The 5,692-nt window shown below is 50.9% G+C and carries 7 protein-coding genes; all 7 read right to left on the bottom strand.

The annotated features are described in order from the left end of the window. Positions 1 to 340: 340 nt before the first annotated feature. The gene (locus tag LDK53_RS19355) at positions 341 to 1,144 is read right to left on the bottom strand and encodes a carboxymuconolactone decarboxylase family protein (RefSeq protein ID WP_104558143.1); all 804 of its coding nucleotides are present in this window, start codon (positions 1,142 to 1,144) and stop codon (positions 341 to 343) included. Between the two features lie 15 nt (positions 1,145 to 1,159). After that, positions 1,160 to 1,855, bottom strand: a complete 696-nt coding sequence (locus tag LDK53_RS19360) for an antibiotic biosynthesis monooxygenase (RefSeq protein ID WP_225287842.1) — start codon at positions 1,853 to 1,855, stop codon at positions 1,160 to 1,162. A 40-nt stretch (positions 1,856 to 1,895) separates the two neighbouring features. Further along, positions 1,896 to 2,504 carry an NAD(P)H-dependent oxidoreductase gene (locus LDK53_RS19365; RefSeq protein WP_202911314.1) on the bottom strand — a complete coding sequence of 203 codons (609 nt, stop codon included), beginning with the start codon at positions 2,502 to 2,504 and terminating at the stop codon, positions 1,896 to 1,898. 67 nt (positions 2,505 to 2,571) lie between these two features. Further along, a complete protein-coding gene (locus LDK53_RS19370) occupies positions 2,572 to 3,591 on the bottom strand; it encodes an aldo/keto reductase (RefSeq protein ID WP_225287838.1) in 1,020 nt (339 codons plus the stop codon). A 2-nt stretch (positions 3,592 to 3,593) separates the two neighbouring features. Then, a complete protein-coding gene (locus LDK53_RS19375; protein WP_225287839.1) occupies positions 3,594 to 4,166 on the bottom strand; it encodes an NAD(P)H-dependent oxidoreductase in 573 nt (190 codons plus the stop codon). Positions 4,167 to 4,316: 150 nt separating this feature from the next. Next, positions 4,317 to 5,351 (bottom strand): amidohydrolase family protein, encoded by a 1,035-nt coding sequence (locus LDK53_RS19380; protein ID WP_225287840.1) that lies wholly within the window; start codon positions 5,349 to 5,351, stop codon positions 4,317 to 4,319. A 102-nt stretch (positions 5,352 to 5,453) separates the two neighbouring features. After that, positions 5,454 to 5,692, bottom strand: a 239-nt coding sequence (locus LDK53_RS19385; RefSeq protein WP_225287841.1) for an aldo/keto reductase, incomplete at its 5' end; no start/stop codon positions are given.

The raw sequence follows: 5,692 nt of genomic DNA on the forward strand, positions 1-5,692 counted from the left end.
CATTTAACGCAGTACGACAGACCTAATGGAATAAAAGGGGGGACCTGAAAATTCACAACATGCTGATTCCGGGGACCGTATGATAATCGACCTACAAAGCCTATTTAACTATTCTGGGTTTGAGGAATATACATAATTTACTACAGCACCAGAAACAGTATAACAATCTGTTTTAAATGGATATTAATCAAATGGCGATTCAAACTCACAGTTATGAACTCAGTTTTGGTTCATAACTGTGTTAAACGCTGTCCATAAATCACTCGATGTCACGTCTGTTGGTTCATGAACTGTTCGCTCTAATTTTGTGATGTGCGTCAGGTTTTAGTGTTCAGTAATGTTACCTTTTACTCGATGATCGATTGTTTAGCACCTCTCCCACAACCGGAGCAGCGGTAAATGCGTTTGGCCAGCCAGCATAGAAGGCGGCCTGGGTAACGATCTCACCCGCTTCCTCAGCTGAAAGTCCATTATCCATTGCTCTATTGAGGTGATAGCCAATCTGCGCGCTCTGTCCGGATGCGATTAACGCGCTGACCGTAATCAGGCTTCTGTCGCGGGGTTTCAGCGCAGGTCTTTGCCAGAGATCCAGGAAGAGTGGATCAGCAGTGAATTTAACCAGGCCCGGAGATATTGGGCCAACATTTTTCTCCACTGTCTCTGAACGCTGCTTTTCTGCTTCCTGATTGAGAGGAAGCAGGTCCGGAGAAGCTTCAGGAAGTGCATCTGCCGTGACGCCACGAGTTTCAAATACTGCTTTGGTCACGCTGACGGCTGACATGGCATTTGGCCAACCTGAGTAGAACGCCAGATGGGTAATGATTTCTGACAATTCCGCTGGCGTAACGCCATTATCAAGGGCAATGTCTATATAGTGCTTAAGGTCGCCAGGCTGGTTTCTGGCAATTAGCATGGAGACGGTCACCATACTACGATCCCTGGGCGAGAGGGCATCGCGTGTCCACAGATCTTCAGCAATAGCTTCTCGACCAAAGCGCGCAAGAGCCGGTGAGACAGAACGAATATCAGCTTCAGAAATCGCTGAAGGTTCAATTTTCATCATAGCTTTACCTCTTGTTTCCTCAGCATTAGCAAAATCAGAAATAACAAGCGACATGGCCGCCGCTGCAATTACGCTTTTCATGTCAATCCTCACTGGTCAACGGTGCGGATCCTGTTTGATTCCGCCTTTGTTACGAAGAAATACCGGTTTTACCGGGATAGCGTCCTTACTGACGCTCATATGCGCCGTTTGCCTGAGATAGTCACGGAAGTGTGGCGTTTGTCGGTGCAGTTGATACGCTTCCTCACTGGCGTAAATCTCATAGAAATACCAGCGGTTCGGAGTCTGTGAGTCTGTAGCGGCATACATGGCTAACACGCCTTTCTCTACTTTGAGCGACTCAGCCATTTCAGGCATGACGATGTTTTTAAATTCGGTCTGTAATTCAGGCTTTACCTCGACGATCACCAGATTATTAATGGTTCGCTCATTCGGTATGATGTGTTTGTCCCCCAGAAATTGGGGCTCCAGAGTGATTTTATTTTTCCGAACGATAATGTCAGGTGCCCGGGCAGCGAATGCCTTGTATGGTTCGGCATTCAGATGTTTGCGGTAAGCACTCTCGTTTTCATAGAGTTCGACCATGAATGCCTTACGTGGATTGTCGCTGCGGAGCAGGGCGTACATCGCCAGCGTACCTACTTCATGATCAACCGAAGCGGAAATCGTCTGTCTGGCTACGTCTGCAAAATCTTTGTCCCGATCGTGCCTGACGCCAAGCTCAAAGATATTCATCACTACCTTATCCGGCGCGTCCAGTTTTGTTGCAAAGACAGGGCTGCTTATTAGCATCCAAATTAAAAGCATAAGAGTCTTTTTCACGATGATCCTTTTACTGAAATGGCTGTTTAAGACGTTCTATAAGTTGGTGTTGGTAAGAAGGTAATCGATCGCTGCTGGCGCTCTCAAAGACAAGGGGAGGAAGCCACGTCATACCTGCGTGCAGGGCGCTTGCCTTCATCGGTAAAAACACATCCGCGAGCGATACCCCGATCCTGCCGTCCGGCCCGTAAGTAGAGCGTCCCCCCGCAGCCGTACTGACAATAAACATCTCCTTTCCCTGCCAAAGACCGGGTCCGACACTTCCCCAGGTTTCATTCAGCCAGGCCTTCATCATTGGCGTAATGTTGAACCAGTGTGTCGGGAAGATAAAAACAACACGCCTGTGCTCACGCATCATTTTTCGCTCCGCGTCACCATTAATCCGACGTGTGTCATAGCCATACAGCGTCTCAAGGTTGCGAACCGTCACGCCTTCCAGACTCTCAGCGGCTTCCTGCAGCCCTTTTGTCAGAACTGAGCGTTCCGGATAAGGGTGAGAGACGATAACGAGCGTTTTAATGTCGGTCTTTTCACGGCTATGAGCATGACTAATGGGCATGAGGAAGATAAAGGCAAACAAAAACAATGCTGCTGCTCTGTGATGCAGTAACCAGATCATAAAACCTCCTTTGTCTTGATAAGGCAGAAAAGCGCTATGGCTTAACAGGAGCCAGTTCCGGTAAGGGCTACCGCGTCCAGACCTGCTTAACGTCCTTCGTTTGCGGCGTGTTTTGCGCCATGATCCCCGTCAGAACGTGCGGCTGGTAGGTTTCTTCCAGAAACTGGATTTCTTCCGGGCTCAGTTGAAGATTGACTGCGTTTACCGCGCCATCGACGTGATCTTTTTTTGTGGCCCCTACGACAGGTGACGTGACTTTTGTCAGTAGCCAGGCGAGAGATATTTCCGTCATGGAGACCTGATGCCGTTCGGCAAGTTCGGCTACGCGCTCAATAATGCTCCGATCCTGTTCAGCCGTGCTGTCATATTTTCCTCGCGCATAGTCATCCTCCGTGGCTCGCCGAGTGTGGCCTTCTTTACGCGAGAGACGACCGCTGGCCAGCGCGCTATAGGGGGTCATGGCGATATTATCTTCAGCGCACAGACCGAAGAGCTCTCGTTCATCTTCACGCATAATCAGGTTGTAATGGCTCTGCACGGAAACAAAGGACGTCAGCCCTTCGCGTTCGGCAAGGGCGTTCGCTTTCGCAAGCTGCCAGGCATAGCAATTGGAAATACCAATAGCGCGCACTTTGCCCGCAGTAACGGCGGCATGCAGCGCTTCAAGCACCTCGATAACCGGCGTGTTGTAATCCCAGATGTGGTAAATGTAGAGGTCGATGTAGTCCATCCCCAGATTCTGCAGGCTCTGATCGAGCGATCGGGCTATTGCCTCTTTTCCGCCGATCCCCGCGGCAATTTGCGCGGCGGTTCGCGGCAGAAACTTGGTGGCCAGCACCACGTCCTCGCGTTTTGCCATCTCCCGCAGCGCCCGGCCAACGTATCGCTCGCTGGAGCCGTTCTGATAGGCGATGGCGGTATCGTAAAAATTGATACCCTTTTCGAGACCGTAGCGGATGATGTCCCGGCTTGCTGTTTCGTCCAGCGTCCAGCGATGCTGGCCCGTTAACGGGTCGCCAAATCCCATACATCCCATACAGATGCGGGAGACCAGTAAGTCACTTTTACCGAGCCGGGTATACTGCATCGTTATTCTCCCTCTGGATTATTCACGACGGAGTTGAGCAGCTCGACAAGCCTTGAAGCGTGTTCCCGGGCAAGCGTTTTTTGCTGCGCGATTTTGTCGGCATCCCGGTCGGCATAGCTGATACCGCAGGTATAAACCGGCGCCAGCAGCTCAAGATTGCACAGCCTTGCCGTGGTCTCGAATGGAATAAGATACTCTTCTATGGCATGGCCAAAGAAACCGTCAGCGGTATAGAGCACCTGCGGCGCCCCTGTAGTGAAGGAGAGGAGCAGCTTTTTACCGCCCAGTTTCGCCGTTGAGCCATGCGCGAAGCCGTGGACAAAGACCTCGTCCAGCCATTGTTTCATTAACCCGGGCAGCCCATACCAGGAAAAAGGAAACTGCCAGACAATCACATCGGCCCTGAGCAGGCTTTCCTGCTCCGCAGCGATATTGAATTTGCCGTCCGGATAGAGCCAGTCCAGACGACGAATTTCAGCATCGGGAAGGGCGGTCGCCACTTCATCAAGGATCGTGGCATTGGCGACGGAATGGGTAAGCTCAGGATGGCCTGAAACAATAAGGATATTTTTCATTTCAATGGGTTAAATATATTTGGTGAATGTTTAACCCAGTATAGAGTGACACCATTATTTTTTTTAGAGCAGTAAAGACTCATTCACTTTTAGACAAAAACTAATAATGGTCAACTGTTCTCATTGTACCGGTCATCACGAACCCGTGAACTACGCCGTGATGCCCAGTAAATGTTCTGCATTGCGAAATGCGATGGCCTCTTTTTCAGCCTTGTTGACGGGCAGACTGTCTATAAAGGTTTTTACACCGTCCAGGGTCTGATAGGGATAATCGACGGAGAACAGGATCCTTTCTGCCCCCATTAACTCGTAGATAAACTTGAAGTGCGGTAGCGTCAGCATACCTGACGGGGTAACGTAAACGTGTTCCTGGAAGGTTCTCGTTAGCGTGCGTGACAGACCCGTTGCAGCCAGTGGTAGGCTGTCATCAAGACGCTGCAGCCAGAAGGGCAGCATCTCCCCCCAGTGGCCACTGATTACCTGCAGGTTGGGATATTTATCAAATGCGCCCGATAACATCAGCCGCAACAAATGGATCCCCGCTTCGTGATGCCAGCCCCAGCCAAACATAGAAAGCCGGGCGTTGACCTCTGCGCTGAAGCCCGTGAAGTAGGCCTGCTGTACGCTTTTAAGCGGTAATCCGGGATGAAGATAGAGTGGCACATTCAGTTTATTAAAGCGGGAAAGCAGGGAGTCATAGTCAGGATGATCGAGAAAGCATGAAGAGGGTCTGCCATTCAGCAGTGCTCCTTTAAATCCTAGTTTTTCAACTGCGCGGACAAGCTCATTTTCAGCATCTTTCGGCTGTGCCCAGGGAAGTGTGGCAAATGCCGCGAAGCGATCCGGGTGATTTCTTACCGCCCCGGCAAGGCGATCGTTTGCCGCCGTATTTAATGTTACCGCTTCATCCTTGGGTGCCAGCTGGGGGAATCCGCCCACAGAGAGTATCTGCAGGGTAATTCCAGCCTCATCCATATCCCTGAGGCGGCGGCTTCCCAAATCAGCGCCTTTCGCGTTTATCAGCGCATTCTTTTCTATCTGCGGCCGGCTTCGGTCAGGATTATGACCATCAGCGACGGTTTTCCCCCAGTCGCCAAGGAAAGGTGCCTGCTCAAGCGCAACAGGCATACACGCTCGCCCTAACTCGCTGTCAAGATAATGTTCTTCGAGGCAAATGATTTTCATATTCTCACCCTTCATACAAAGCAGTAAAAGTGATGCAGATTAGGATCGCCCGGAACAGCCCGTTCGTTAGTGTCATTCATGACAGTCTGTTCCGGACGGGCTTTACACCATCGGTTTTTCCCAGGCGCCTCGTGTATCCACTCTGGTCTCTGCGGCGAGTTGTTCCAGCAGGATGATTTCCTCATCGCGTAACTGGATGTCTGAAGCGCAGGCGGCGTCCAGAACGTGATGGACTTTAGTCGCACCAACGAGGGGAAGGGTACCTTTCGCAATAGCCCATGCGATAGCTATCTGTGCCACGCTGGCATTCCTTTCGGCTCCCATTTTTTTCATGGCGGCGG

This window comes from Enterobacter sp. K16B, assembly GCF_020216105.1.
GTDB lineage: Bacteria > Pseudomonadota > Gammaproteobacteria > Enterobacterales > Enterobacteriaceae > Enterobacter > Enterobacter sichuanensis.

Bases quoted from the DNA above. Each gene is read 5' to 3' on its own strand.
- LDK53_RS19360 (WP_225287842.1), bottom strand. From the start codon at position 1,855: ATGCTAATAAGCAGCCCTGTCTTTGCAACAAAACTGGACGCGCCGGAT.
- LDK53_RS19365 (WP_202911314.1), bottom strand. From the start codon at position 2,504: ATGATCTGGTTACTGCATCACAGAGCAGCAGCATTGTTTTTGTTTGCC.
- LDK53_RS19380 (WP_225287840.1), bottom strand. From the start codon at position 5,351: ATGAAAATCATTTGCCTCGAAGAACATTATCTTGACAGCGAGTTAGGG.
- LDK53_RS19370 (WP_225287838.1), bottom strand. From the start codon at position 3,591: ATGCAGTATACCCGGCTCGGTAAAAGTGACTTACTGGTCTCCCGCATC.
- LDK53_RS19355 (WP_104558143.1), bottom strand. From the start codon at position 1,144: ATGAAAAGCGTAATTGCAGCGGCGGCCATGTCGCTTGTTATTTCTGAT.
- LDK53_RS19375 (WP_225287839.1), bottom strand. From the start codon at position 4,166: ATGAAAAATATCCTTATTGTTTCAGGCCATCCTGAGCTTACCCATTCC.